This is a genomic window from Bradyrhizobium sp. USDA 4452, from assembly GCF_054063575.1.
The window spans coordinates 5446189-5470668 of record NZ_JBSSGK010000001.1 but is presented as its reverse complement, the minus strand read 5'-3'; the positions used below and the strand labels follow the sequence as shown (position 1 = coordinate 5470668).

The following is a 24480-nucleotide window of genomic DNA, read 5'->3' as shown; positions in this document are numbered from 1 at the left end:
CCTCGGCGACACCACGACATCGGGAGCGCCGCACATCACGCGGGACGCACCGCCGTCACTGAAACGTCATGTCGAGGCATTTCGAGATGTCGGAGCCGAGACCGGACGAGATGGTGATGCAGCCGCGGATCTTCTGGGTGTTGGCATCGCTGGCCCAGATCGCATAGCCGCCCGTTCCGAAGAACGAATTGGTGTTCGGCGGCTCGGTCTCGGTGGCGTCGAACGTGTAATTGCCGTCGGTCTCGAAGATGCGCGGCTTCTTGGTGCAGCCGCCGTCGGCCTGCACGTTGATGACCTCCTTGTTGTCCCGCGTCAGCGCCAGCGAGACCTGGCAGCGGAAGTATTCGGAGGTCTTGGCGTTGAACAGATAGGCGTAGGACTTGCAGGTCGAGGTATTGAGCTTGCCGGCCGACAGGCCGCGGCTGCAGGAGATCCGCTGGTTGTTGGAAAGCTTGAACTCGTCCGCCTGCGCGACTGACGCCAGCGCGATGAACGACAGAGCGACACCGATACCGATCTTCATGACGTGGTTCATCGCGATCCCCCCAGGTAGTGTTTCCGCCAATCGAAGCGTTTGTAAACGGTAACGCGAAAATAGTCGCCAAGCTTGATGCGGGAAATCACAAAGTCGCTGGCGTGTGTGAGCGGTCGCGCCGATTGTCGTATTGACGCGCGATTGCTGTTCGTGATTTGTTCAAAAGCGTGGGGACACGCCGTTTTCTTTTTCTCGGCCGGAGGTGGATCATGACGCATTTCTTGACCAAGACCTTTATTGCGACTGCGGCGTTTGCCGCTCTGACGACGTGCGCATTCGCGCAGGAGGCTGCGCCCTGGGAGCTGAAGACCGACATGGGCTACGCCTACGACAAGGACGGCAAGACCTGGGCCTACAAGATGGGGACCAGCAATGCCAACACGTTGTTGAAGGGCGCCAAGAAGGTGCCGAAGGGGACGCTGTTCTTCATCGGCCACAACGGCCAGCTCTACATGCGCTCCGGGCCCTATCTCGAGGGCGACGGCAAGTTCATGTTCGGCTCGAACTAACCGCTTTGGCAAACCTCAGAACGCCGCGGCCAATTCCCTCGCGCCGGGCTTGTTGCTGTTGAAATCCATCCGCTCGTTGGTGATGGCGAGAAGCTTTGCCACGGTGTTGTGACGGATCGCGACCGGGTTGCGCTCATAGCCCGAGCGCTGGAAGAAATTCGTGGTCGGTACCTGCTCGCGCATCGCCTGCGGCATGGTCACCATGTCGAGCCCGGTGCCGTCGCCGGTCAGGTTCATCATCTCGAGCTCGGCCGCGGTCAGCGGCCGTGTGTAGCCCTTGTTGCGCGCGAAGATCACCGAGGTCAGCAGCTTGTGGGTCTGCAGCATCGGCCCGATATCGATATCGAGCACCATGGCGTGACAGGCCCAGCCCTGCGGCGTGTCGGCGAGGCGCTGATGCGCCGACCAGTCGTCGGGCACGGTCCGCGTGAATGCGACCATCTTCTTCAGCACCGCGAGCTTGTGCTCCATGGCCTTGCGCGCCGGCCCCTGCGTCGCCGCAACCCGCGCCGTCAGGTCCCGCACGAATTCATGGCCCTGTTCGGCGAGCAGTTCGACGGTGTTGGTGGTGAGCAACTGGTTGTAGCCCATCGCGGTGGAGATGGCGCGCTTGCCGCCATGCTCGATGCCGGCCTGCACGTCGTAATTGCCGGTGCCGCCGGTTTCGAACGAATAGACCCGCACCGCTTGCTCCGGGGTCAGCCCCGCGGCGCGCGCGTAGCGGGCATAAGCGCGCTTGAACTCGACCTCGCTCGTCGGCCGCTGCGGCGTGAACTGGAATTGTTCGGCCGCCGCCCGGATCAGATCCGACACCACTGGAATTGTCTTGGGCGGACGTGGCGGCTTGCCGCCCTCTTCTTCCGGCGCCGGATTGACCGGCCGCTTCGGGCCCTCGTAGACCGGCGGCTGCTGCAGCACGTAGTCATCCAACGTGATCTGCACGCGGTCGCGGCGCTTGGCGTTGCGGCCGCGCCGCTTGTCGGCGATCGCGCTCCAATAGGCGCCGGCATCCTGCTCGAAGGCGGCGCGCGCCTCCTCGTATTCCTGCAGCTTGCGGCGATACTCCATGATTGCCTGCGGCGAGGCCTGCGCCATCGCATTGGCAACCGCCGGCGGCAGCGCATCGGCCTCGCCGGCCGATACGGACGGCGCGCTGGCGGCAAGCGCGAGCACGACAAATCCAGGAACGAAGCGAATCAATTGCGGGCGCATGGCCTCGTTGTAGCAAGCACGGCTGCGAAGTCAGCCCGGAAATGTCCGATCGCAAGCGGCCGGATGCCGCGATCAAGTCCAGAATTTTCGCCACAATGCGGTGTTCTCCGAAGAAGGCGCTTCTCAGCAATGCCTTGGAGATTGCGATGAGGATGGCACTCTGGCTCGCCGCCGCCGGCGCGTTGACGCTTGCCGCACCTTTACGCGCCGAGCGTCCGGATTGCGGGTCGTTTCCGGATACGCGTTCACGGCTCTCTTGTTACGAGAATGTGTCGCGCGCGCCGCCGGAACCCGCGACCCCGACGCCTCCGCCTGCTGCGCAAGGCGAGGCAATGAAGATGAACGCCCGCAAGCGCCATCACAAATAGCCGCATCGCTAAAGCCTACTTCCACGCGAACACCGGCTGCTCCAGATCGGCGACGCGGGTGTTGCGGCCGGCGAGCACCTCGCGGAACTGATAGATCAGCGCGGCGGTCGGCGCATGAATCTGCTGGCCGCCGAGCCGGAAGCGGATCACGCGCCGCGCGCTCTCCGGGATCGTGACGAAGGTGAAAGCATCGTCGAGCTCGATCGCATCGAGGCCGATGCGATGGACGGAGGCGACCTCGTCCGGGTTCGGAATGATCGCCACATCCGCACCGGCCCAGACCACGACCGGCGTGATCAGATAGCCGGACCGCGTCGGATAGTCATCGAGCATGCCGAGCACGTCGCGCTCGGACAGCGCGAGCCCAAGCTCCTCGTGCAGTTCGCGCAGCGCGGCCTGGGGCTGCGTCTCGCCGGCATCGCAGCGCCCGCCCGGCAGCGCCCATTGCGCGCTGTGGGCGCGCAGGCGCGCGCTACGGCGGGTCAGCAGGAAGGCGGTGCTGCTGTCGTCATCGCCTTCGGTCAGCGCGATCGCGACTGCCGCGCGCTTCAGCGTCGGCGCCGCGTCTGCCGGGGCGCCAGGCGCGCGAATGCTGAGCAGAGCTCTGCGATATTCCGCCGGGTGGCATCGTCAAATGTGCGGGCCATTGAGCTTGACTACAACACAACAGCGTTTGATGAAATGAGCGCGACGACATGCCTCCTGCGATCAATCAGCTGCAAGCAAGGAATCCCTCCCCATGACGGCCAGGGCCGCGGACAAACTCAAATCCGACGGCTGGAAGATCGCCGACACCACGGGTTTCCTGACGCTGATCGGCCCGCTGTGGGAGCGGTTGAAGGACGGCGCGCTCGAGCTCGCGCTGATCACCGAGGACAAGCACCACAATCGCCGCGGCCTGGTGCAGGGCGGCGTCATCATGACCTTCGCCGACCGTGCCTGCGGCATGGCCGCGCGCTTCGTCTCGGGCAAGCCGACGCTTGCGACGGTGCAGCTCGACACCCATTTCGTCGAGGCCGGCAAGATCGGCGAGATCCTGACCACGAGGCCGCGCGTGGTGCGCTCGACCCGCAGCCTGATCTTCATCACGGCCGAGGTGACCGTCGACAAGCGCTGTGTCGCGATGGCCAACGGCGTGTTCAAGATCCTGAAGAACGAGAGTTGAACCTGTCATTCCGGGGCGATGCGCCAGCATTCGAACCCCAACGTGCAATCGCACATTGTGGAATCTCGAGATTCCGGGTTTGGTCTTTCGGACCATCCCGGAATGACATCCAGAGGAGGCCCCGATGCAATATCGCCAGCTCGGCCGCAGCGGCCTGAAGGTCTCGCCGATCTGCCTCGGCACCATGATGTTCGGCGGCCCGACCGACGAGGCGACATCGTCGCGGATCGTGGCGAAGGCGCGCGAGGCCGGCATCAACTTCATCGACAGCGCCGACGCCTATAATAGTGGCAAGTCCGAGGAGGTCGTGGGACGCGCGATCTCCAACAGAAGGTCGAGCTGGGTGCTCGCGACCAAGCTGGCCAACCCGATCGGCGACGATCCCAACCATGGCGGACTGTCGCGGCGCTGGGTGTTGCAGGCCGCCGACGAGAGTTTGAAGCGGCTCGGCACCGACTACATCGACGTCTACTATCTGCACAAGGAAGACCACGCGACGCCGCTCGACGAGACGGTGCGGGCGATGGGCGACCTGATCCGCGCCGGCAAGGTGCGCTATTTCGGCGTCTCCAACTACCGCGCCTGGCGCGTCGCCGAGATCTGCAACATCTGTGACCGGCTCGGCATCGATCGTCCCGTCGCCAGCCAGCCCTATTACAACGCGATGAACCGGATGCCCGAGGTCGAGCATTTCCCGGCCTGCGCCTATTACGGTCTCGGCATCGTGCCCTATAGCCCGCTGGCGCGCGGCGTGCTGACCGGCAAATACGCGCCCGATGCCGCACCGCCCGCGGATACCCGCGCCGGCCGCAACGACAAGCGCATGATGCAGACCGAGTGGCGGCCGGAATCGCTGCAGCTCGCGCAACAGATCAAGCGCCACGCCGAGAGCTGCGGCATCACCGCCGGGCAGTTCGCTGTCGCCTGGGTGCTGAACTCGTCGTTCGTCAGTGCAGTCATCGCGGGCCCGCGCACCGAAGCGCAATGGGACGATTACATCCGCGCGCTCGACTATCGTTTCACGGCAGAGGACGAAGCCCTGATCGACCGCCTCGTCGCGGCCGGCCATCCGTCGACGCCCGGATTCAACGATCCGGCCTATCCGATCGAAGGCCGCCGGGCGCGGACCGGATAGTCCCTCTAGCGCCGTCATTGCGAGGAGCGATAGCGACGAAGCAATCCACCTCTCCGCAAGCGGCGCGATGGATTGCTTCGCTTCGCTCGCAATGACGACAATTTGCGATGGCTTCGTCCGGACATCCCGCTCGGTTTTGCCGAAGTTACGTTTCGTAGCTTCCGAATTGCGCATGCGCTGTGCAGGCTGCAGCATCGGGGCATGGAAATGCTGATGCCGGCGCTGCAATGAAGGCAGCCAATGTACTCGACTGGATCGTTGCTCTCCTGGTGTGCTGGGCCAGCCTCACCGCAATTTTCGAGCCTTCGCGCGGAGCCGCGCAGTGCGATGCGCCGATCGCGGCGAGCAGCGCGCCGCAGTCGCGACCGGCAATCCCGACGCAGGCGGAGTTCGAGGAGATGATCCGCAACATGAAGCTGCACGACTGAGCGAGCCGCAAAACGGCATCGCCCTAGCAATGGCATCCCCGAAATGAAACAGGGCGACGCCAAAGCGCCGCCCTGTCCCTGATTGCCGTTGCCGGCCGCTTACTTCACGAGATCGAAGCGATCGGCGTTCATCACCTTGGCCCAGGCCGCGACGAAGTCGTTCACGAACTGCTCCTTGGCGTCCGACGAGCCGTAGACTTCGGCGAACGCGCGCAGCTGCGAGTGCGAGCCGAAGATCAGGTCGACGCGGGTGCCGGTCCACTTCACCGCCTTGGTCTTGCGGTCGCGTCCTTCGTAGACGCCCTGGCCGGCGTCGCTCCACACCGTGCCCATGTCGAGCAAGTTGAGGAAGAAGTCGTTGGTCAAGGTGCCCGGCTTGTCGGTGAAGACGCCGTGCTTCGACTTCTTGGCATTGGCGCCGAGCACGCGCAGGCCGCCGACCAGGACCGTCATTTCCGGTCCGGTCAGCCGCAGCAGCTGCGCACGGTCGACCAGCGCCTCCTCGGGCTGCATGAACTGATGCTTGCCGCTGATGTAGTTGCGGAAGCCGTCAGCCCGCGGCTCGAGCGGAGCGAACGATTCGACGTCGGTCTGGTCCTGCGTCGCATCGGTGCGGCCCGGCGTGAAGGGGACCTTCACATTGGTGCCGCCGTCCTTCGCCGCCTTCTCGATCGCAGCCGCGCCGCCGAGCACGATCAGATCGGCCAGCGAGACCTTCTTGCCGAAGTCCTTCTGGATGGTCTCGAGCTTGGCCAGCACGGTCTTGAGCTGGGCGGGCTCGTTGACTTCCCAGTCCTTCTGCGGAGCGAGGCGGATGCGCGCGCCGTTGGCGCCTCCGCGCTTGTCGGAGCCGCGGAACGTGGAGGCCGAGGCCCACGCGGTCGACACCAGTTCGGAGACCGAGAGACCCGAGGCGAGGATTTTCGCCTTGAGCGCCTCGATATCCTTGTCGTCGATCACGGCGTGATCGAGCGCCGGCAGCGGGTCCTGCCAGATCAGCGTCTCCTTCGGCACCAGCGGGCCGAGGTAGCGCTGGATCGGGCCCATGTCGCGGTGCGTGAGCTTGAACCAGGCGCGGGCGAAGGCGTCCGCGAACTGATCCGGATGCTCATAGAACCGGCGCGAAATTTTCTCATAGGCCGGGTCGAAGCGCAGCGACAGATCCGTGGTCAGCATGGTCGGAACATGCTTCTTCGACGGGTCGTACGCGTCCGGAATGTCGGCCGCCGCGCCCTTCGCCTTCCACTGCTTCGCACCCGCCGGACTCTTGGTCAGCTCCCATTCGTACTTGAACAGGTTGTCGAAGAAGTGGTTGCTCCACCTGGTCGGGGTCTGGGTCCAGGTGACCTCGGGACCGCCGGTGATCGCGTCCGCGCCGACGCCGGTGCCGAACTTGCTCTTCCAGCCGAGACCCTGATCCTCGATGGCGCCGCCTTCCGGCTCCGGCCCGATCAGCGAGGGATCGCCCGCGCCGTGGGTCTTGCCGAAGGTGTGGCCGCCGGCGATCAGCGCAACGGTCTCCTCGTCGTTCATCGCCATGCGGAAGAACGTCTCGCGGATGTCCTTCGCGGCGGCGACCGGGTCCGGATTGCCGTTCGGGCCTTCCGGATTGACGTAGATCAGGCCCATCTGCACCGCGCCGAGCGGCTCGGAGAGCTGGCGCTCGCCGCTATAGCGCTCGTCGCCGAGCCAGGTGCCTTCCGGACCCCAGTACAGCTCTTCCGGCTCCCACACGTCAGCGCGGCCACCGGCAAAACCGAACGTCTTGAAGCCCATCGATTCGAGCGCGACGTTGCCGGCGAGGACCATCAGGTCGGCCCAGGAGATCTTGCGGCCGTATTTCTGCTTGATCGGCCACAGCAGCCGGCGCGCCTTGTCGAGGTTGGCGTTGTCGGGCCAGCTGTTGAGCGGGGCGAACCGCTGCTGACCGGCACCGGCGCCGCCGCGGCCATCGGTGATGCGATAGGTGCCCGCCGAGTGCCAGGCCATGCGGATCATCAGGCCGCCGTAATGGCCGAAGTCGGCCGGCCACCATTCCTGCGACGTCGTCATCAGGGCCGTGAGGTCCTTGATCACGGCATTGAGATCGAGGCTCTTGAATTCCTTGGCGTAGTCGAAACCCTTGCCCATCGGGTCCGACAGGTTGGAGTTCCGATGCAGCACCTGAACGTCGAGCGTCTCCGGCCACCAGTCACGATTCGTGTGCCCGCGAGGCCCGCCCGTGAATGGGCATTTGCCCGCGCCTTCGTCGGTTTTTGCGTCCATGTTTCTTCTCCGAGGTGATGGATTCTGGAATGTGCTGGAGCTCTTCCAGGAACGATTCTACGCGCCCCAATCCATCAGGTGAAATTGACTTTAGTGATCGCGGCAATAAGATAATCTGATGATAAATGTCACACTCCGGCAACTGAGGTATTTCGATGCGCTGGCCCAGCACGGGCATTTCGGGCGCGCCGCGGATGCCTGCGCGGTGTCGCAGCCGGCACTGTCGATGCAGATCCGCGAGTTGGAACGCGCGGTCGGCGGCGTGCTGATCGAACGCAATGCCCGACAGGTTACCTTGACGACATTCGGCGAGGATGTTCTGCACCGTGTGCGCGACATCCTGCGCTCGGTCGACGAACTTGGCGACTTCGCCCGCGCCTCGCGCGACAAGCTCGCCGGCCGCCTGCGCGTCGGCATGATCCCGACCATTGCGCCATATCTGCTGCCGAGGGTGATCGAGACGCTGGCGCGGCTGCATCCCGAGCTCGACATTCATGTCCGCGAGACGCTGACGCCGAAGCTGATCAAGGAAGTCGCCGAGGGCCGGCTCGACACCGCGATCGTGGCGCTGCCGGTGCATGAACCGTCGCTGACCGAGGTCGCGCTGTTCTCCGAGAATTTCCTGCTGGTGCGACCGGGCGAGGACGCCAAGACGCCGGTGCCGAGCGCCGAGATGCTGCGCGAGATGCGACTTCTGCTGCTCGAGGAAGGCCACTGCTTCCGCGACCAGGCGCTGTCGTTCTGCAACATGCAGTCCTCGCCGCCGCGCGAGGTGCTGGATGCGAGCTCGCTGTCGACCCTGGTGCAGATGGTCGGCGCCGGCATCGGCGTCACCTTGATTCCCGAGATGGCGGTGACGGTGGAGACGCGCTCGGCGCCGGTCACGGTCTCGCGCTTCAAGAATCCGCAGCCCTCGCGCACCATCGGCATGGTCTGGCGCAAGACCTCACCGCTCGCTTCGCAGCTCCAGCAAATCGCCGAAGTGGTGAGCCTTGCCGCGCGGGAATTGCGTGCGCCGAAGGCGGCTGGGGTGAAGGACACGAAGCGCGCGTGGCGGCGGAACGTGGCGTGATTGCTTCGGTGGTGCGGCGGAGACGATGCCGTCCGCGCTTGACGCACTCGCCGCGCTACACTTGCAGCTGTGGTCCCTGCTGTCGCATCCTTCGCAGGGACAGACGACAGCGAATATGATGCACGGTCGTGCATCATCGTCCGGATTCTTGCGGCGAATGACGAGATGTGGCAGCGACCTACTGCCCCAGATACCTCTTCATCTCGGCAATCAATCCGTCGCGCAGCTCGGGGCGCTTGAGGCCGAAGGCGATGTTGGCGCGGAGGAAGCCGGGCTTGGAGCCGCAATCGTGGCGCTCGCCCTCGAACTCGACGCCGTAGAACTTCTGCGTCTTGGCGAGACCGATCATCGCGTCGGTGAGTTGGATCTCGCCGCCGGCGCCGCGCTCCTGCGTGGCCAGGATGTCGAAAATCTCCGGCTGCAGGATGTAGCGGCCGGTGATCGACAGGTTCGACGGCGCGGTGCCCTTCGGCGGCTTCTCGACCATGCCGTCGACCTCGAAGATGTTGCCGGTGCGCTTGCCGACGCCGCAGATGCCGTATTGATGAGTGAGCTCATCGGGCACCGCCTCTACCGCGAGCACGTTTGATTTCTCGCCGAGCTTGTTGGCGGCGTCGATCATCTGCTTCAGGCAGCCCGGCGTGTTCAGCACCAGTTCGTCCGGCAGCACCACCGCGAACGGTTCGTTGCCGACGATGTCGCGCGCGCACCACACCGCATGGCCGAGCCCGAGCGGCGATTGCTGCCGCGTGAAGCTCATCGCGCCGGCCTCCGGCTGGTTCTGCGCCAGGATCTCCTGCTCGGTCTTCTTGCCGCGTTGCGCGAGCGTGGTGTCGAGCTCGAACATGCGGTCGAAGTGATCCTCGATGACGCCCTTGTTGCGACCGGTGACGAACACGAAGTGCTCGATGCCGGCCTCGCGGGCCTCATCGACCACGTACTGGATCAACGGCTTGTCGACGATCGTCAGCATCTCCTTCGGCATCGCCTTGGTGGCGGGCAGCACGCGGGTGCCGAGACCGGCGACGGGAAATACGGCTTTGCGGATCTTCATGGGATTATCGGAAGCCTTGAAAACGGGTGGGACGGCGGCGCGAATTCTAATCGCTTCTTGGTACCCGTTTTGCAGCCGAGAACAAAGGCGGATGTGTGATGCGCACGAATCCGTCTTATTCCACCCATGCGTATGGTTTATCGCGGCATCCCGACGGCCCGCGCATTGGCGCGCAACGACGCCGACGTGCCGACAGACGCAGCCGCCGTGACAGGTGATGCGATCCAGCGGCGATATTTGCGGGTGAGCGACGCCGTGCGCAATTGCCCGAGAACCAACGCCTTCAGCGGCGAAACGTTCGGATTGGCCGTGCGGCCCCGGCTCAACCGCCGCAGCTGGAATTTCACGACTGCCATGGCGGCAAGCGACGCCATCGGCTTGCTCTTCCAGCGGATGGGCGCGACTTCTGGCCGCAGATCTTCGCCGCGGCGCCAGACATCCGGCAGATCCGGCCTGATCGCAAGCGCGGTGGCGATACCCGCAATGGCGACGCCGCTGTCGAGCACCTGCTGCACGACGCCGATGCGGCGAATGCCGCCGGTGACCATCACCGGCATCCTTGCGACCCCCGCGATATCGCGCGCGAAATCGAGGAAATAGGCCTCGCGCGCCAGCGTGCGGCCGTCGCGCGCATCGCCTTGCATCGCCGGCGCCTCATAGCTGCCGCCCGACAGTTCCACCAGATCGACCCGCAGCTCGTTCAGCATCTCGACGACGGTCCTCGCATCAGCTGCATCGAAGCCGCCGCGCTGGAAATCGGCCGAGTTCAGTTTGACCGCGATCGAGAAACCCGGCGACACCGCGGCGCGGACCGCCTTGACGGTCTCGATCAAAAGACGCGCCCGATTTTGCAACGAGCCGCCCCAGCGGTCGGTGCGCCGGTTGCTCAAGGGCGACAGGAACTGGCTGATCAGATAGCCGTGCGCGGCATGGATCTGCACGCCGGAGAAACCGGCCTGCTCGGCGAGTTTCGCTGATGTGACGAAGCGCGCGATCACCTCGTCGATGTCGTGCTCGGTCATCGCTTTGGGCATCGCAAACAGGTTCGAATGCTTGCCGAGATCGAGCGCCACCGCCGACGGCGCCAGGGTCGGCTGGCCCATGTTCTTCATCATCTGGCGGCCCGGATGGCTGAGCTGCAGCCAGATTTGCGCACCCCTGGCCCGGCCGATCTGCGCCCAGTTGCGGAACGCTTCGAGCGGCGTGCCGTCTTCCAGCACGACGCCGCCCGGTCCGGTCATGGCGCGGCGATCGATCATGACATTGCCCGTTATGATGAGGCCGGCGCCGCCGTCTGCCCAGGCCTGATAGAGGCGCAGCAGCTCGGCCGACGGGAGATGCGCGGCGTCAGCCATGTTCTCCTCCATCGCCGCCTTGGCGATGCGGTTGGGAACGCTGGTTCCGTTGGGCAAAGTCAGGGAATCGAACGGCGACATGAACAGGTTCCCTATTGAGTTCCTTGTTGATCCGGGGCGCACCCTAACCTTAAAGTGAACTTCAAGGTCAAGGCGGCAAGGAGCAGCGCAGTGAAGGTCGGGGAACTGGCTCGGGAGTCCGGTCTGGCGCCGTCGCGCATCCGCTTCTATGAGCGAGAGGGCCTGATCGGATCGATCGATCGCGGCCCGAATGGCTACCGGCAGTATTCGCGCGGAACCAGGCAGCTCCTCGAAATCATCGTGATGGCCCAGCAGGCCGGATTTTCGCTCGGCGAGATCCGAAACCTGCTGCCGCCGCACGGCAAGGGGGATTGGAGCAAGGACAAACTGGTGGCCGCGCTCAAGACCAAGGTGATCGAGGTTGCAGCCCTGCAGCGCCGGCTATCTGAAACCCAGGCCGGGCTCGAGGCCGTGATCGCCCGGATCGAAGCCAGGCCACCGGGCGGCGACTGCTTCGAGAACGCCGAAGCTGTTCTGGCCGACCTCAGGGATCAGGTGAAAGCGGGCTGATGCGCCGGACAATTTGTCCCCGTCAAAACCGTCGCGCGCGATTTCGCCACGCCCCAAATGCTGCGCTTTGTTAAGCTATTGGAAACCGTGACGGGGCCTTCTGAGCCGGCACGATTTTGACAGGCACACGACACATGCGCGCGTTGGGAACATCACGGACCAGGTTATTCGGCGCCAGCATGGTCGCGCTGGCCCTGCTGCTGCCGGGCAGCACGCAAGCCCAATCGGCCGGCAACGGCCTGACCAATTTGATCGACAGCATCTTCTCCCCGAACGCCGCGACGCCGCCGCAGGCCGCGACCGGACAGGACGGCGCAGCGCCGCCCTGGAGCGGCGAAGACGGCGCTTCCGGCCATCCCTTGATGACGGCAGCCGCGATCCGCCAGGCCGCATCCGACTTCCCGAACTGCGTCGCAGCGATGTGGCCGGATGCCGCGCGGCGCAACATCACCCAGCAGAATTTCGAGCGCTTCACCGCGGGCCTGCAGCCCGACCTGCGCATCATGGATCTGCTGGATTCGCAGCCGGAATTCACCAAGGCGATCTGGGACTATCTCGACATCCTCGTCAGCGACACCAGGCTCGCCAAGGGCCGCGAGATCCTTGCGAAGTACAAGCCGCAGTTCGACGCGACCGAGAAGGCCTATGGCGTCGATCGCTACATCATCGCGGCGATCTGGGGGATCGAGTCGAACTACTCGACCCAGATGGGTGATCGCAGCGTGGTGCAGTCGACCGCGACGCTCGCCTGCATCGGCCGCCGCCAGGCCTATTTCAAGGACGAATTCCTGTCGGCGCTGGAGATCCTCAACCGGGGCGATTTGCGGCCGGAACAGATGCGCGGCTCCTGGGCCGGCGCCTTCGGCCCGACCCAGTTCATGCCGACCGCGTTCAAGCGCTACGCCGTCGACGGCGATGGCGACGGCCGCCGCGATGTCGTCGACGATCCGAGCGATCTGATCGCCTCGACCGCCAACAATCTGAAGAAGGATGGCTGGCAGACCGGCGCGAGCTGGGGCTACGAGGTGGTGCTGCCGCAGGGCCTGAACTACATGCTGGCCGACCGGGCCAAGGCGATGCCGCTGTCGCAATGGGAGCAACTCGGCGTCAAGCGGCCCAATGGCCAGGCGTTCCCGCGGCCATCCGACAAGGCCTATCTGCTGGCGCCGGCCGGCGCCGAGGGTCCGGGCTTCCTTATGCTGCAGAATTTCCGGGTGATCATGAAGTACAACCCGGCCGAGGCCTACGCGCTCGCGATCGGCCATTTCGCCGATCGCCTGCGCGGCGGCCAGCCCTTCGTGCAGCCCTGGCCGCGCCAGGAACGGGTGCTGTCGCGCGCCGAACGGCTGGAACTGCAGCAGCTGCTCGCCCAGCGCGGCTTCTACAAGGGCACCCCCGACGGCCAGTTCGGCGGCCAGACGCGCGAAGCGCTGCGCGGCTTCCAGGTGTCCATCGGGGCGCCGGCCGATGGTTTTGCCACTGCAGAGGTGCTGGAGCGACTCCGCGGGCGATAGGGCTAAGGCCACAACCCCCGTTCTCCTCTCCCGCAAGCGCGAGAGAGGGTGTAGTTCCGTCGCCGCGACATTCGGGCCCCTCCCCCAAAACTAACCACGAAATCCGATATTTGCCGCTTGCCTTGACGGCGGCGGGAAGCACCCGATTTATGGTGGAAAAGCTGCCCGCTTGCGGCCCGATTCCGCTAATATGCTCACGTACTTCCTGATCATTGCGACGAACTCGATGGCGAAGCCGAGATCCTTTCTGCGCCTATTCACCGAAGCCGGCCCGCTGGTCGCGCTGACGGTGGCGCTCGCGCTGTTGATCGGCATTGCCGAGCCTGCCTCGGCGCAGTTCTTCGGTTTCCCCGGCTTCGGCGGCGGACCACCGCAACCGCAGCGCCGTGCGCCGCCGCAGCATGGCGGTGGTGGCGGCTGGTTCGGCGGCGATTTCTTCGCGCCGTTCCAACAGCAGCCGCAATCATCGCAGCCGCAGCGGCCGCGCGAGGATTTCTCCCGGGCGCCGCCGCCGGCCAAGCGCGAAGCCGCCGCCGAGCGCAACGTGCTGGTGATCGGCGACGCGATGGCCGACTGGCTCGCCTATGGCCTGGAAGATGCCTATTCCGACCAGCCCGACATGGGCGTGATCCGCAAGCACAAGACGGTCTCCGGCCTGATCCGCTATCAGCCCAAGGGCGACCCGGCGGATTGGGCTGCGGCCGCCAAGGGCATTCTCGCCACCGAGAACCCCGACGCCATCGTCGTGATGCTCGGCCTCAATGACCGCACCGCGATCCGCGAACCGGTCGCGGAGAAGAAGGTCGACAAGAAGGACGACAAAAAGGACGCGCGCGGCAAGCCCGACGCAAAGCCGGGCGACAAGCCCGATACCGCCGCCAAGATTGACGGCAAGACGGATGGCAAGACCGATAGCAAGGCCGACAACAAGCCGGCCGATGCCGAGCCGCCGGCCGACGACGCCGACACCGACTCGCAGGCCGCGCCGGAAAAGACCGCGCGCTCGCCCAACGGCCTCTATGATTTCCGCGACGACCGTTGGGTCGAGCTCTATGGCAAGAAAATCGAGGAGCTGATCAACGTGCTGAAGAGCAAGGGCGTACCGGTGCTGTGGGTCGGCCTGCCCGCGATCCGCGGCCAGAAGGGCACGTCGGACATGCTGTTCCTCGACGCGCTCTATCGCGATGGCGCCGGCAAGGCCGGCATCACCTATGTCGACGTCTGGGACGGCTTCGTCGACGAAGCCGGCCGCTTCATGCCGAAGGGCCCGGACTTCGAAGGCCAGCCGCGCAAGCTGCGCTCCGATGACGGCGTGTTCTTCACCAAGGCCGGCGCGCGCAAGCTCGCGCATTATGTCGAGCGCGAGGTGACCCGCCTGCTCGCGGTGCGCTCAGGCCCGATCGCGCTGCCGAGCGAACCGGCAACGCCCGAGACCAGCACCGAGCCCGGCAAGCCCGCGCCACGGCCGCTGGCCGGCCCCGTGCTGCCGCTGGTCGCCTCCACGGTCGGCACCGATCAATTGCTCGGCGGCCCCGGCTCGCGGCCCGCCGCGGTCGACGCGCTCGCCGCACGCACGCTGGTGAAGGGCGAGGCCCTGGCCCCGCCGGCCGGCCGCGCCGATGATTTCGCCTGGCCGCGCCGCGAGATCGGCCGCGAGCAGGCCAAGGGCGACGTGCCGGTTGCCGCGGCCACGCCCGCCGCGCCGGCGGCGGGGAGCCCTGCCAATCCGCCACCTTCGACCACGGCGATCGCGCCCGACGGCTCGATCATCACCGCGCCGAAGCCGCCACGGCGGGTGCTCCGTCCGGCCCAGGCCCAACCGCAGCAGCAACCGCAGACACAGCCCTGGCTGCGTGACTTCTTCGGCTTCGGCGCGCCGCAGCAGCGCCCGCTGGTCACCCCGCCGCGCCCGCCGCGGCCGCCCGGCAATATCGGACAGCGGGCCGCAGGGCCGGGGAATCCCTGGCAGTAGGGATTTCTGCCAAGCTCCGCCGAACGACGAAGCCCGCAGGATCCATCCACGTCATTGCGAGGAGCAAAGCGACGAAGCAATCCACCCATCCACGCGTGCGGGTCGATGGATTGCTTCGCTACGCTCGCAATGACGGTTGGTGAGACTCACCCGTAGTACCGCCAGCGTGACGGCGCGCGGCGCGGCTGGCGCGTCATCAACAGCGCCAGCGCAAAGCCGATGCCACCGGCGATCAAGAGCGATCCGAGCGGATTTTCTTGCACCGTTTGCGCCATTGCCTTCTGTCCGCTGCGAACGGTCTCGCCGCGATGTTCATAAGCATCCTTGGCATAGTTGACCGCGGTGTCGGCTGCGTCGCGCGCGGCATCCTTGGCCTGGCCGTAGAGATCCTGCACGGCGCCCGCGGCCTCGCGCGCGCGGCCCGAGGCTTGCGTCTGTGCATCGCCGGCCGCATCGCCGACGGCGCCTTCGGCCTTGCCTGCAAATTCCTTTGCCGTTCCGAAAATCCGATCCTTGTCCATCATGACTGCTCCCTGAAACTGTCAGGGAGCCAACCGCGGAACCTCGCGCGGGTTCCTAAAGGATCAACCCGCCATCGACGATGATGGTTTGTCCGACGACGTAGGACGCGAGCGGCGAGGCCAGGAAGAGCGCGGCGCCGGCCATGTCGGCGGGCGTGCCGAGACGCTTCAGCGGAATGCGCTCGAGCGCGCCTTCCAGCCGCTTTGGATTCGCCGTCGTCGCTTTGGTCATCTTGGTGTCGACAAGGCCTGGCGCGATGCCGTTGACGCGGATGCCGTTCTCGGCCCAGGCTTCGCCAAGCGTGCGGGTCAAGCCGACCGCGCCGGTCTTCGAAGCGTTGTAGGCCGGATTGCCCATCGTGGAATGATAGGCTGCGGTTGAGCTGACGATGATCAGCGATCCCCTGGCTGCGCTCAGCATCGGGTGGAATTTCGTGGCGCAGGCCATCAGGCTCATCAGATTGACTTCGATCACCCTGCGGAAGCCTTCCATCTGGAATTCCCCGCGGCGGTAAATCACCGCGCCCTGCGCCAGCACCAGCACGTCGAGCCGATCGAACGACGGCGTGAGGTTCTCGATCGCCTGCGGATCAGAGACATCGAGCTGCGCATAGGCAAGGCCGTCGAGATGCGAGCCCTCCGCGGAGGAATAGTCGCTCGCCTGCGCGCGGGTGCCGTACACGGCAACGTGCGCGCCCTTGGCGCGGAAGGCCTGCGCGATGCCGTTGCCGATGCCGCTGGAGCCGCCGACCACCAGGACCTGCTTGCCGCCGAAATCGAGTTCGTTCATCGCGTTCCTCTCTCGTGCTGTTTTCTTGATTGAGCATGATCCTTTTCGAAAAGCCAACGCAGAACTTGTGTTGACGCGCTGCACGCGTGCTGGATACGGATCAACGGTTTGACGTCTCTCTCGATCGGTGCCAGCGTCGTCGGTCTCGCAACACGCAAACAACAATAAGGGAGGTCCATAATGTCCGAATTCAAGCAGCTGAGCCGTTCGGTGAAGGGCCTCACCGTTCTCGTCACGGGAGCAGCCAGCGGCATGGGCCGCGCCACCGCGCGCGTGTTCGCCGATGAGGGCGCCAATGTCGCGGTCACCGACCTGACCGAAGACGGCACGCAGGCGGTGGCCAAGGAGATTTCCGCAAACGGCGGCTCGGCAAAGGCCTGGACGCTCGACGTCAGCGATCGCGACGCCATCACCCGTGTCGTCAACGATGTCGCCGCGCATTTCGGCGGGCTCGACATCATCGTCAACAATGCCGGCATCTCGGTGCGCGTGGCGATCGACGATCCTGGTTACGAGGACGCCTGGGCCAGGGGCATCGCCGTCATGCTGACGGCGCATCCGCGCATCATCCGCGCTGCACTGCCATACCTGCGCAAGTCGCGCTCGCCGCGCATCGTCAACATCGCCTCCACGGAAGCTCTGGGTGCAACAGGCCTGCACAGCCCCTACTCCGCGGCAAAGGGCGGCGTCACCAGCCTGACCCGCTCGCTCGCGGTGGAACTGGGGCGCGAAGGCATTACCGTGAACTGCATCTGCCCGGGCCCGATCCGCACAGGGATCACCGACCGCATCTCCGAGGAGCACAAGACGATCTACGCCAAGCGCCGTACCGCGCTCGGCCGCTATGGTGATCCCGAAGAGGTCGCGCACATGACGCTGAGCCTGTGCCTGCCCGCCGCATCGTTCCTGACCGGCGCCGTGATTCCCGTCGACGGCGGGTTGATGGCGCGGAATGCCTGACCCGCGTCCGGCCTCGAAGCGTTGACAGGCTGCGTCTCCGGAGTAGCCTTCGCGTCAAACGAAGCGGGACAACCGCCCGCGAGATACGGGGAGATACGCCAATGACTGTCCTGATCCGGCAGCTTCACAAGCACTTCGTCGGCGAGGTCTCCGGCGTCGATCTGCGCAAGCCGCTGACGAAGCAGGAAGCCATCGACATCGAGGCCGGCATGGACAAATACGCCGTGCTCGTCTTCCACGGCCAGGACATCACTGACGAGCAGCAGATGGCGTTCGCGCTGAACTTCGGCGAGCGCGAGAACGCGCGCGGCGGCACGGTGACCAAGAAGGAGGACTACCGCCTCTCCTCCGGGCTCAACGATGTCTCCAATCTCGGCAAGGACGGCAAGCCGCTGCCGAAGGATCACCGCACCCACCTGTTCAATCTCGGCAACTGCCTGTGGCACTCCGACAGTTCGTTCCGGCCGATCCCGGCGAAATTCTCGCTGCTGTCGGCACGCGTGGTCAACCCGAAAGGCGGCAACACCGAGTTCGCCGACATGCGCGCCGCCTACGACGCGCTCGACGACGAGACCAAGGCCGAGATCGAGGACATGATCTGCGAGCACTCGCTGATGTATTCGCGCGGCTCGCTCGGCTTCCTCGACTACACCGACGAGGAGAAAGAGATGTTCAAGCCGGTGCTGCAGCGCCTGGTGCGCACCCATCCGGCGCACGGCCGCAAGTCGCTGTACCTGTCCTCGCATGCCGGCGCCATCAGGGGGATGAGCATGCCGGAGGCGCGGCTCTTACTGCGCGATCTCACCGAGCATGCCACGCAGCCGGAATTCGTCTATGTGCACAAATGGACGGTGCATGACCTCGTGATGTGGGACAATCGCCAGACCGTGCACCGCGTCCGCCGCTACGACCAGTCGCAGCCCCGCGACATGCGCCGCGCCACGGTCGCCGGCACCCAGCCGACCGTGGCTCAGGAAGCGGCGGAGTAGCGCGGACACAATAGTAGCTGTCGTCCCGGCGAAGGCCTTGCGAAAGCAGGGACGACGTTTGGGAAGACGGCGTCGCGCGCTACGCGTGGCCGGCGTCGTTGGACAGCATGCCGGCCTCGATGCCGATCTTGCGCAGGGCGCGCGCGTATTTCTCGTCGACATCGGCGCCGAAAATCAGTTCCGGGTCGGCATCGCAATGCAGCCAGCCATTGTGCTGGATCTCGTTCTCGAGCTGGCCCGGCGCCCAGCCGGCATAGCCCAGCGCGAGGATCGCGTGCTTGGGACCGGCGCCCTTGGCGATCGCCTTCAAAATATCGACGGTCGCGGTGAGCGAGATGCCGTCGTCGATGTTCAGCGTCGCATCCTGAATGTAGAAGTCGCTCGAATGCAGCACGAAGCCGCGGCCGGTGTCGACCGGGCCGCCCTTCATCACCTTCATCATCTCGGCGTTTTCCGGCAGCTGGATCTGGTCCGACTTCTGGATGATGTCGAGTTGCACCAGCAGGCCGGGGAAATCGATGCTGCCGGCCGGGCGGTTGACGATGATGCCCATCGCCCCCTCGGAGGAATGCGCGCACATGTAGATCACGGAGCGTTCGAAGCGCGGGTCGTTCATGACAGGCATCGCGATCAGCATCTGGCCATCGAGATAGCCATCTTCGGTGGCATGGGGACCGACGGCCGCGCTTCCGCCGGCGGCGGTCTTGCGAGTCTTGCCTGTTTTGCCTTCAGGGCGCATCCACAAAGGCCTTTCCTGCTGATTTGGCATCCTGATATTGGGTCGCCGTTCTGTCAATCAACCTTCGGCCGCAGTGCGGCGATGCATCACAAGCAATTCAATGGTTTGCAACGAAAGTTGCAGGTAAAGACGTCTCATGACCGTCACAGTTCCCGTGCGTGCCGCATTTGCCGTTGCCGCCATGTTTTCCGTCGCATCCGTGGCAGCGGAGGCCCGCGCCGACGACGCCTCGCCGTGGCAGCAGGACACGCACTCGGCGGTCAGGCTGCTGGCGGGATCGCGCAGCGGCGCGGTGCTGCTCGGCGGCATCGCCTTCCAGTTGCAGGACGGCTGGAAAACCTACTGGCGCACGCCGGGCGATTCCGGTGTGCCGCCACGATTCGATTTCTCCAAGTCGGACAATGTCGATGCGGTCACGGTGATGTGGCCGGCACCGCGCCAGTTCGACGACGGCGCCGGCGGCACCTCGCTCGGCTACAAGCATCAGGTGGTGCTGCCGCTGCGCATCGTCGCCAAGAATCCCGACAAACCGCTGGTGCTGCGCGCCGACATCAACTACGCGGTGTGCGAGAAGCTGTGCGTGCCGGTGGAGGCGAAGGCCGAGCTCGCATTCGCTAGCGTCGCCTCGACCGAGGACGCCGCGCTGTCCGAAGCGCTCAACGCGGTGCCGAAGCCTGCCAATATCGGTGATCCCATCCCGTTCACGATCCGCGACGTCAAGCGCGACGGCAACAACGTGCTGGTCGATGTCACCGCGCCCGAGTCGAAAGACCTCAGCCTGTTCGTCGAGGGACCGACGCCCGACTGGGCGCTGCCCGTGCCGAAGCTCGTCGAGCACGCGCCGCCGGGTGTGAAGCGCTTCTCGTTCGAGCTCGACGGCCTGCCGCCGGGCGCCAAAGCGGACGGCGCCGCGCTGAAACTGACGTTGGTCGGCGGCGACAAAAGCTACGAATTCAACATCAATTTGAACTGACGCTGGCCTCTCCGATCGTCGTGCTGGCGAAAAGCCAGGACCCATACTCCGCGGCGGCTATTTGAGGCAGGCTGGCTAGGGACACAGCGTGCTCCCAAACAGACTTTTGTGGTTATGGGCCCAGGCTTTCGCCAGGACGAAGGGAACATCCGTCACCCAACCCAATCTTAACGTTTCGTTGATAGATCGGGGCCATTGCCGCCTTGCGGCGCTTTAGGAATTTTCCGCCTTGGCTGTGATGGAAACACAACCCGCAACCTCTGCGCCATCGGACCCGGCCGCACGCTTGCGCGACCTTGCCGCGCGCCTGCTCGGCGGCACCAAGGAGGCGTCGGTCACCAAGCGCCTCGCTGGCATGATCTTCGTCATCCGCGTCGTCAGCGCCGCCATCGCCTATCTCGCGCAGATCCTGCTGGCGCGCTGGATGAGCGGCTCGGACTACGGCATCTATGTCTATGTCTGGACCTGGGTATTGCTGCTCGGCAGCACGATGGACTTCGGCATCGCGCCGTCCTCCCAGAAGATCATTCCGGAATATCGTGCGCGCGGCGACCTCGCCGCGCTGCGCGGCTTCCTCTCCGGCGGCCGCTGGGTGGTGCTTGCCGCCTCCAGCACGGTGGCGTTGCTGCTCGCCGGCGTGATCCATTTCGCCTCGCCCTGGATCGATCCCAACGCGGTCGTGCCGCTCTATATCGGCTGCCTGACATTGCCGCCCTTCGTGGTCGCCAACACCCAGGACGGCATCTCGCGCGCGCATGACTGGATGCAGCTCGGCCTGATGCCGCAGTTCATCGTGCGGCAGGGGCTGATCATCGCGCTCACCGCCGGCGCGCTGGCGCTCGGCCTCAATCTCGGGGCGACGGCTGCGATGATCGCGAGTGCCGCAGCCGTGTACATCGCGGCGATCGGCCAGATGATCGTGCTGAACCGCCGCCTCAAGGCCCATCTCGGCGCGGGCGAGAAGACCTACGACGTCAGGGGCTGGTTCGCGATCTCGCTGCCGATCATGCTGGTCGAGAGCTTCTATCTCTTGCTTGGCTACACCGACGTGCTGATGTTGCAGCAATTCCGCTCCTCCGAGGAGGTCGGCATCTATTTCGCCGTGGTGAAGACGCTGGCGCTGGTGTCGTTCGTGCACTACGCGATGTCGGCGACGACGGCGCATCGGTTCGCCGAATACAACGCGCTCGGCGACAAGGAGCGGCTGTCGGCCTATGTCGCACACGCCATCAGCTGGACGTTCTGGCCCTCGCTGCTCGCGACCATCGCCCTGCTCGCATTCGGCAAGCCGCTGCTGTGGCTGTTCGGCCCGAAATTCGTCGACGGCTACGGTATCATGTTCGTTGCCGCGATCGGACTCGTGGTGCGCTCGGCGATCGGGCCGGTGGAGCGGCTGCTGAACATGCTCGGCCATCAGAGCATCTGCGCCACCGCCTATGCGGTGTCGTTTTTCATGAATGTCGGGCTCTGCATCGCGCTGGTGCCACGCTATGGCGGCATGGGCGCAGCCGCCTCGACCTCGCTGTCGCTGACCTTCGAGACCATCCTGCTGTTCGTCGTGGTGCGCTCGCGGCTCGGGCTGCACGTGCTGGCGTTCGGGAAACGGCGGTCGGCGCCGTAGCATTGCCGGGCCGGATGCCTGACCGCCCGCGGCGATCATCAGGTCGAAAGAAAAAGCCGGCCCTGATCCAATCAGGGCCGGCTTGTTCTTGGGCCGACAAATCCCGCCGGAAAACTACTCCGCGGTCCAGCCGCCGTCGATCGAGAGGTTGGCGCCGGTGATCTGCGCGGCATCGTCGCCGCACAGGAACAGCGCGAGGGCTGCGACCTGCTCGGAGGTGACGAACTCCTTGGTGGGTTGGGCGGCGAGCAGCACGTCCTTGATGACCTGCTCCTTGGTCATGTTGCGCGCCTTCATGGTCTCCGGAATCTGGTGCTCGACCAGCGGCGTCCAGACATAGCCAGGCGAGATGCAATTGCAGGTGATCTTGAACTGCGCGAGCTCGAGCGCCGCGGTCTTGGTAAGGCCGGCGATGCCGTGCTTGGCCGAGACATAGGCCGACTTGAACGGCGAGGCGACCAGCGAGTGCGCCGAGGCGGTGTTGATGATGCGGCCCCAGCCGCGCTTCTTCATGCCGGGCACCGCAGCGCGGATGCCGTAGAACGCCGACGACAGGTTGATCGCGATGATCGCTTCCCACTTCTCCGGCGGGAATTCCTCGATCGGCGACACGAACTGGATGCCGGCATTGTTGACGAGGATGTCGACCGAACCGAAGGTCTTCTCGCCGAGCGCGATCATGTCGGCGATCTCGGCCGGCTTGGTCATGTCGGCCGGCGAATGCACGGCCTTGACCTTGAAGTCGGTCTCGATGCCGGAACGCTCCTTCTCGATGTCCGCCGGCACGCCCATGCCGTTGAGCACGATATTGGCGCCGGCGCCGGCGAAGGCGCGCGCATACGCCAATCCGATGCCGCTGGTCGAGCCGGTCACAACGGCGGTCTTGCCTGTCAACGTACCCATTGTTCTTCGCTCCTATTTGCTTGCGGGGGGTGTGGGTTCATCCCCCGTGAGATCGTAAGTCACCATGGTTTCCCCGGACTGCGGGCGTTCTAGCCATTCTTTGTGACGCATCGACAAATGCACGTCGCGAACGCCCGCGCCCCAATGCTCGACCATCGCAACATGGGAGAAGTCGTAGTCCTTCGACGAGGACTCGTAATTCTTGCTCTTGTAGATCAGGTGAACCACCGTGACGGTGTTCTCCTTGGACGCCTTGCGCAGCAGTTCGACCGACGGATCGTTCTTCAGGTAATCGGGCAGCTTGCCGATCAGGTCGCGCACCGCCATGCGGGCGTTGTGGATCTGCCTGTTCTTGTCGGTGTTCATCCGCGTCCGGCTGGAATAGCGGATGTCCTTTTCGCGCTCGGCGGCCTCCAGCAGCGTCTCGGGCAACGGCCCGCGCGCGCTGAACAGGTCGACCTGGAAGATCAGGAGATCGCGGCTGGTCTCCTCATCGAGCACGAAGTCGAGCGGCGTGTTGGAGGCGATGCCGCCGTCCCAGTAATGCTCGCCCTCGATCACGACGGCGGGAAAGCCCGGCGGCAGCGCGCCCGATGCCATGATGTGTTCGGGGCCGATCCTCTTGCCGAGCTTCTTGAACTCGTAATTGTCGAAATAGCGGAAGTTGCCCGAGGTGACGCCGACCGCGCCGACCGACAGCCGCGTCTTCAGATCGTTGATGCGATCGAAGTCGACGAGACGCTCCAGCGTCTTCTTCAGCGGCGCGGTGTCGTAATAGCTCAGCGACTGCGAGCTGCCGGGCGGCCACAGCGGCGCCGGCGGAATCCGCGGCGTGAAAAACCCGGGCACGCCGAAGGTCGCGATGATGGCGGCAGAGGTCTCGTTGAACAGCGAGCGGGCGCGCTCATGTTTGGAGACCGGATTCCACGGCACCGGCGCCGACACCATCTCCCAGAATTCCTTCAGCCGCGGCACGCGCTGGTCCGGCTCGTTGCCGGCGATGATCGCGGCATTGATGGCGCCGATCGAGATGCCGGCGATCCATTCCGGCTCGAAGCCTGCATGGCAGAGCGCCTGGAAGGCGCCGGCCTGATAGGAGCCGAGCGCACCGCCGCCCTGGAGAACCAGCACCCGCTGCGCTTGCGCCGGCGTCGAGCCGGGCGCGGAATCCGAAGTATCCATTCGTAACCGTTCGGTTCAAATGACTTGAGGCCGCACCGTGGCGGCTGTTCGCAGCGGCGTCAATCAACGAGAAGCGGAAGGGAGTTCACGCGGAATTTATCGCGGGTCAGGTTGCCGCCAAAATGAGCGTCCAGAACACCTTGTATTTGGTATTCGGAGCATAGACGGCCGCGATGCCCATTTTTGTGACACCGCTCTTCAGCATATTGGCCTTGTGCGGCGGTGAATCGCGCCAGCCCGAAAAGGCTTCCGCCAGGGTGTGATAGCCGGCCGAGATGTTTTCGACCGCGACGGTTGCCGGGTAGCCCCCGGCCTCCAGCCGCTTGCCGAGCGGGGCCTTCACATCATGGTCCATCTTGTTGCGGGCCGCCATCGCCTGCGATTGCTGCTCGGCGAGCCTGGTCAGATCGGGATCGACCACGACGGTGCCGAGGCCATTGTTCTGGCGGTACTGCGAGAACATGATCGCAGCCGCCTGGCTGTCCAGCACGGCGCCGGGCTGCGCCATGTTGAGATACATGGCCGGTTCTTCCGGGATTTTGGTCTCTGTGCCGCAGCCGGCAAGCACCAGAAGCCCGAACAGGGCGACCGTCGTCCGTTTCACTACTGAAAACCCCCAAAAGTTGG

24 protein-coding genes and 1 pseudogene are annotated in these 24480 nt (G+C 65.1%); 13 read left to right on the top strand and 12 right to left on the bottom strand.

Annotated elements, in window-relative coordinates; translation table 11 throughout:
• Positions 1-55 precede the first annotated feature (55 nt).
• Positions 56-535 (bottom strand): hypothetical protein, encoded by a 480-nt coding sequence (locus tag ACVISU_RS26140; protein WP_050405552.1) that lies wholly within the window; start codon positions 533-535, stop codon positions 56-58.
• Positions 536-744: 209 nt separating this feature from the next.
• Between ACVISU_RS26140 and ACVISU_RS26135 the strand changes: the two genes are divergently transcribed.
• Complete coding sequence (locus ACVISU_RS26135; RefSeq protein ID WP_050405553.1) at positions 745-1044, top strand: hypothetical protein; 300 nt, start codon at positions 745-747, stop codon at positions 1042-1044.
• Between the two features lie 15 nt (positions 1045-1059).
• On the opposite strand, the gene ACVISU_RS26130 is transcribed toward ACVISU_RS26135, so the two are convergent.
• A complete protein-coding gene (locus tag ACVISU_RS26130; RefSeq protein WP_456708786.1) occupies positions 1060-2256 on the bottom strand; it encodes a hypothetical protein in 1197 nt (398 codons plus the stop codon).
• Positions 2257-2297: 41 nt separating this feature from the next.
• Here ACVISU_RS26130 and ACVISU_RS26125 point away from each other — a divergent pair, with 41 nt between their 5' ends.
• Positions 2298-2624: a hypothetical protein gene (locus tag ACVISU_RS26125; RefSeq protein ID WP_456708785.1), complete on the top strand. Its 327-nt coding sequence runs from the start codon at positions 2298-2300 to the stop codon at positions 2622-2624.
• A 15-nt stretch (positions 2625-2639) separates the two neighbouring features.
• Here ACVISU_RS26125 and ACVISU_RS26120 read toward each other — a convergent pair.
• Positions 2640-3271 (bottom strand): annotated as a pseudogene (locus tag ACVISU_RS26120) (NUDIX hydrolase).
• A 92-nt stretch (positions 3272-3363) separates the two neighbouring features.
• Here ACVISU_RS26120 and ACVISU_RS26115 point away from each other — a divergent pair.
• From ACVISU_RS26115 to ACVISU_RS26105, 3 genes are all read left to right on the top strand, one after another.
• A complete protein-coding gene (locus ACVISU_RS26115; RefSeq protein WP_456708784.1) occupies positions 3364-3789 on the top strand; it encodes a PaaI family thioesterase in 426 nt (141 codons plus the stop codon).
• Between the two features lie 124 nt (positions 3790-3913).
• The gene (locus ACVISU_RS26110) at positions 3914-4924 is read left to right on the top strand and encodes an aldo/keto reductase (protein WP_050405557.1); all 1011 of its coding nucleotides are present in this window, start codon (positions 3914-3916) and stop codon (positions 4922-4924) included.
• A gap of 227 nt (positions 4925-5151) precedes the next feature.
• Positions 5152-5352, top strand: a complete 201-nt coding sequence (locus tag ACVISU_RS26105; RefSeq protein ID WP_050405558.1) for a hypothetical protein — start codon at positions 5152-5154, stop codon at positions 5350-5352.
• Positions 5353-5451: 99 nt separating this feature from the next.
• Here the strand turns inward: ACVISU_RS26105 and katG are convergent, their stop codons facing one another.
• Positions 5452-7617, bottom strand: coding sequence for a catalase/peroxidase HPI (gene katG, locus ACVISU_RS26100; protein ID WP_456708783.1), 2166 nt, complete (start codon positions 7615-7617; stop codon positions 5452-5454).
• Positions 7618-7735: 118 nt separating this feature from the next.
• Between katG and ACVISU_RS26095 the strand changes: the two genes are divergently transcribed.
• Complete coding sequence (locus ACVISU_RS26095; protein ID WP_456708782.1) at positions 7736-8689, top strand: LysR substrate-binding domain-containing protein; 954 nt, start codon at positions 7736-7738, stop codon at positions 8687-8689.
• 178 nt (positions 8690-8867) lie between these two features.
• On the opposite strand, the gene galU is transcribed toward ACVISU_RS26095, so the two are convergent.
• Positions 8868-9743 (bottom strand): UTP--glucose-1-phosphate uridylyltransferase GalU, encoded by an 876-nt coding sequence (gene galU / locus ACVISU_RS26090; RefSeq protein WP_063695278.1) that lies wholly within the window; start codon positions 9741-9743, stop codon positions 8868-8870.
• A gap of 137 nt (positions 9744-9880) precedes the next feature.
• Positions 9881-11179 (bottom strand): NADH:flavin oxidoreductase/NADH oxidase family protein, encoded by a 1299-nt coding sequence (locus ACVISU_RS26085; protein ID WP_456708781.1) that lies wholly within the window; start codon positions 11177-11179, stop codon positions 9881-9883.
• Between the two features lie 90 nt (positions 11180-11269).
• Between ACVISU_RS26085 and ACVISU_RS26080 the strand changes: the two genes are divergently transcribed.
• The 3 genes from ACVISU_RS26080 (at position 11270) to ACVISU_RS26070 (ending at position 15175) form a co-directional block, all read left to right on the top strand.
• Positions 11270-11689 (top strand): MerR family transcriptional regulator, encoded by a 420-nt coding sequence (locus ACVISU_RS26080; RefSeq protein WP_050405415.1) that lies wholly within the window; start codon positions 11270-11272, stop codon positions 11687-11689.
• A 179-nt stretch (positions 11690-11868) separates the two neighbouring features.
• Entirely contained in the window at positions 11869-13203 is a 1335-nt protein-coding gene (locus ACVISU_RS26075) for a lytic murein transglycosylase (RefSeq protein WP_456708780.1), read from the top strand.
• 226 nt (positions 13204-13429) lie between these two features.
• Positions 13430-15175, top strand: a complete 1746-nt coding sequence (locus tag ACVISU_RS26070) for an SGNH/GDSL hydrolase family protein (RefSeq protein ID WP_456708779.1) — start codon at positions 13430-13432, stop codon at positions 15173-15175.
• 146 nt (positions 15176-15321) lie between these two features.
• On the opposite strand, the gene ACVISU_RS26065 is transcribed toward ACVISU_RS26070, so the two are convergent.
• Together ACVISU_RS26065 and ACVISU_RS26060 are read right to left on the bottom strand one after the other, a co-directional pair.
• The gene (locus ACVISU_RS26065; protein WP_050405417.1) at positions 15322-15696 is read right to left on the bottom strand and encodes a CsbD family protein; all 375 of its coding nucleotides are present in this window, start codon (positions 15694-15696) and stop codon (positions 15322-15324) included.
• Positions 15697-15751: 55 nt separating this feature from the next.
• Positions 15752-16486, bottom strand: coding sequence for an SDR family NAD(P)-dependent oxidoreductase (locus ACVISU_RS26060; RefSeq protein WP_456708778.1), 735 nt, complete (start codon positions 16484-16486; stop codon positions 15752-15754).
• Between the two features lie 180 nt (positions 16487-16666).
• On the opposite strand from ACVISU_RS26060, the gene ACVISU_RS26055 reads away from it, so the two are divergent.
• Positions 16667-17446 carry an SDR family NAD(P)-dependent oxidoreductase gene (locus ACVISU_RS26055; RefSeq protein WP_456708777.1) on the top strand — a complete coding sequence of 260 codons (780 nt, stop codon included), beginning with the start codon at positions 16667-16669 and terminating at the stop codon, positions 17444-17446.
• Between the two features lie 101 nt (positions 17447-17547).
• On the top strand, positions 17548-18435 hold the full coding sequence (locus ACVISU_RS26050) for a TauD/TfdA dioxygenase family protein (RefSeq protein ID WP_050405376.1): 888 nt from the start codon (positions 17548-17550) through the stop codon (positions 18433-18435).
• A gap of 79 nt (positions 18436-18514) precedes the next feature.
• On the opposite strand, the gene ACVISU_RS26045 is transcribed toward ACVISU_RS26050, so the two are convergent.
• Positions 18515-19174: a YqgE/AlgH family protein gene (locus tag ACVISU_RS26045; protein ID WP_456708776.1), complete on the bottom strand. Its 660-nt coding sequence runs from the start codon at positions 19172-19174 to the stop codon at positions 18515-18517.
• Positions 19175-19310: 136 nt separating this feature from the next.
• Between ACVISU_RS26045 and ACVISU_RS26040 the strand changes: the two genes are divergently transcribed.
• Complete coding sequence (locus ACVISU_RS26040; protein ID WP_050405378.1) at positions 19311-20147, top strand: protein-disulfide reductase DsbD domain-containing protein; 837 nt, start codon at positions 19311-19313, stop codon at positions 20145-20147.
• A gap of 238 nt (positions 20148-20385) precedes the next feature.
• Complete coding sequence (locus ACVISU_RS26035; RefSeq protein WP_456710897.1) at positions 20386-21768, top strand: lipopolysaccharide biosynthesis protein; 1383 nt, start codon at positions 20386-20388, stop codon at positions 21766-21768.
• Positions 21769-21882: 114 nt separating this feature from the next.
• Here the strand turns inward: ACVISU_RS26035 and ACVISU_RS26030 are convergent, their stop codons facing one another.
• The 3 genes from ACVISU_RS26030 to ACVISU_RS26020 all read right to left on the bottom strand — a co-directional run bounded on the left by ACVISU_RS26030 (position 21883) and on the right by ACVISU_RS26020 (position 24457).
• The gene (locus ACVISU_RS26030; RefSeq protein WP_021076374.1) at positions 21883-22671 is read right to left on the bottom strand and encodes a 3-hydroxybutyrate dehydrogenase; all 789 of its coding nucleotides are present in this window, start codon (positions 22669-22671) and stop codon (positions 21883-21885) included.
• 12 nt (positions 22672-22683) lie between these two features.
• Positions 22684-23853, bottom strand: a complete 1170-nt coding sequence (locus tag ACVISU_RS26025; protein ID WP_050405381.1) for a DUF3734 domain-containing protein — start codon at positions 23851-23853, stop codon at positions 22684-22686.
• Positions 23854-23959: 106 nt separating this feature from the next.
• Positions 23960-24457 carry a CAP domain-containing protein gene (locus ACVISU_RS26020; RefSeq protein ID WP_050405382.1) on the bottom strand — a complete coding sequence of 166 codons (498 nt, stop codon included), beginning with the start codon at positions 24455-24457 and terminating at the stop codon, positions 23960-23962.
• Positions 24458-24480: the final 23 nt, after the last annotated feature.